The sequence below is a fragment of the Streptomyces sp. WELS2 genome (assembly GCF_013870595.1).
Classification (GTDB): domain Bacteria; phylum Actinomycetota; class Actinomycetes; order Streptomycetales; family Streptomycetaceae; genus Streptomyces.
Window position 1 is genome coordinate 1 of sequence record NZ_JACBWZ010000893.1, and the last position, 2,377, is coordinate 2,377.

Here is a 2,377-nt window from a genome sequence, read left to right on the forward strand (position 1 = left end):
CGTCGGTCCGGGACCGGTGCTGTGGCGGGCGGCGGGGACGCCTCAGCGCCCGGCCGCCTCCAGGGTTTCCCGGACGCCCTCGACGAGGACCTCGGCGACGGCGTCCCTGCACTGGTCCAGGTAGAAGTGGCCGCCGGGGAAGACCCGGAGTTCGCACCCGGACCGGGTGAACTCCCCCCACCGGGCCACCTCGTCCGGCGCCGCGACGGGGTCGGTGTCACCGGCGAGCGCGGTGACGGGGATGTCCAGCGGTTCGCGGGGTGGATGGCGGTAGCCGGCGAGCGCGCGGTAGTCGGCCCGCAGGACGGGCAGAGCCAGCTCCCTGAGGTCGGGGTCGGCGAGCACGCCGGCCGGGGTCCCGCCGAGCCGGCGGACGGCGGCCAGGATCGCCGCGTCGTCGGGCAGCCGATCGTGCGGGCCGGGCCGCGTGGGCGCGCCGCGCCCGGACAGGAACAGCCTCAGCGGGGCGGGCGCCGACCACTCGTGCAGCACCCGGGCGGTCTCGTAGGCGACGAGCGCGCCCATGCTGTGTCCGAACAGGGCGTACGGCCGGCCGGTGTCCGGCCTGAGCGCGGCGGCGATCCGCCGGGCGAGCCCGGTGATGTCCTCGGCCGGCTGCTCCCGTCGGCGGTCCTGGCGCCCGGGGTACTGCACGGCCAGCGCGTCGAGCCGCGGTGACAGACACCGCAGCAGAGGGACGTACGAGGCGGCGGAACCGCCCGCGTGCGGGAAACAGATCAGGCGCACCGCGTGGGACTCCCCGGCCCCGAACCGCCTGAACCACAGACTGTCCATCGCTTCCCCCCTCACTCCCTCGAGTGGTGTCATCCCGGGAGCCGGTACGGCTCCTCGGCGCGGGCCCGGCGCAGGGCGCGGGCCCACCAGCCCAGGCGGTCGAACATCCGGCAGGCGGCGTCGTCACACTCCTCCCTGGCCAGCGGCAGCCCGTCCGGGCCGAAGCCGGACCAGTAGTTGTGGAAGCTGACCGTCTCGCGGACCGTCACGGCGTGGACATCGGCGAAGACCTGCCGTAGCTGCGCCACCGCGGCCAGACCGCTGGAGGCGCCCCCGTACGACACGAAGGCGACGGGCTTGGCGTGCCACTCCTCGTCGTACCAGTCGATCGCGTTCTTCAGCGCGGCGGGGAAGCTCTGGTTGTACTCGGGCGTGACCACGACGAAGGCGTCCGCGGCGGCCAGCCATGGCGCGAGGTCCTGGACCGCCCGTGGTTTGAGCGCGTCGCGGTCGACCGACATCACATCCGGCAGCCACGCCGTGGCCAGGTCGATGACGTCGACGTCGAAGTCATGGCGCCGGCGCGCCCGGGACGCCAGCCATTCCGCGACGACCGGCCCGAACCGGCCTTTTCTGACACTTCCGATGATGATCACCAGCTGCAGCCGATCCCCCTCGGCCATGCCGCCTCCCCCTGTGTCCGTGGCGCCCTGCGTCGTCCCCGGGCCCGCACCCAGCATCTCCAACGGCGCTTCGGGTTTGCTTCGGGCTGGATTCGGACATCCGCCCGCACCCCCTTCGGACCCGAGGACCGCAAAGAATCAGTCAATAGTCGGTCACTTCCGGGTTACTGTGATCACATGCGATTCGGGGTGCTGGGACCGCTGGAGTTGTGGAACGCCGAGGGCAGACTCGTGCGGGTGCCCGAGGTGAAGGTCCGGACACTCCTCGCCGCCCTCCTCGTGCACCACGGCGAGGTGGTGCCGGCGGGGCGGCTGATCGACGACCTGTGGGGGGAATCGGGCTACACGGTCCGGCCCGCCTCGTCCCTCCAGGCCAAGGTCTCGCAGCTGCGCCGCGCCCTCGACGGCGCCGAGCCGGGTGCCCGCTCCCTCGTGGCCCACCAGCCCCCGGGCTACAGCCTGGAGGTGCCCGCGGACGCCCTCGACAGCGGCCGCTTCCGCGACCTCGTGACGCGCGCCCGGCAGGCCGGGAACCCGGCCGAGAAGGCCGCCCTGCTGACCGAGGGCCTGGCCCTGTGGCGGGGCACGGCGTTCGCCGACTTCGCCGACCAGCCCTTCGCGCGGACCGCCGCGGCCGCGCTGGAGGAGGAACGGCTGGTGGCCGTCGAGGAGTACGCCGAGGCCCGGCTGGAGCTGGGCGAACACAGCGCGCTGGTCGGCGAACTCACCGTCTGGATCGAGAGGTTCCCGCTGCGGGAGGGCCTGCGCGCGGTGCACATGCGCGCCCTGTACCGGGCCGGGCGCCCCTCCGAGGCCCTGGACAGCTACACCGATCTGCGCCGCCGCCTCGACGAGGAGCTGGGGCTGCGCCCCGGTCCGGTGCTGGACGCCCTGCAACAGGCCGTGCTGCGCCACGACCCCGCCCTCGCGGCCCGGGCTCACGCCGAGGGCCCCGCACG

At 74.0% G+C, this 2,377-nt stretch carries 3 protein-coding genes; 1 reads left to right on the plus strand and 2 read right to left on the minus strand.

Annotation, left to right across the window (positions count from 1 at the left end):
• Window positions 1-42: 42 nt before the first annotated feature.
• Window positions 43-795, minus strand: coding sequence for a thioesterase II family protein (locus tag H5J33_RS31375; RefSeq protein WP_181798146.1), 753 nt, complete (start codon window positions 793-795; stop codon window positions 43-45).
• Between the two features lie 29 nt (window positions 796-824).
• Window positions 825-1,418 (minus strand): NADPH-dependent FMN reductase, encoded by a 594-nt coding sequence (locus tag H5J33_RS31380; protein WP_181798147.1) that lies wholly within the window; start codon window positions 1,416-1,418, stop codon window positions 825-827.
• A 177-nt stretch (window positions 1,419-1,595) separates the two neighbouring features.
• Here H5J33_RS31380 and H5J33_RS31385 point away from each other — a divergent pair.
• A partial coding sequence (locus tag H5J33_RS31385; protein ID WP_181798148.1) for an AfsR/SARP family transcriptional regulator occupies window positions 1,596-2,377 on the plus strand: 782 nt, incomplete at its 3' end.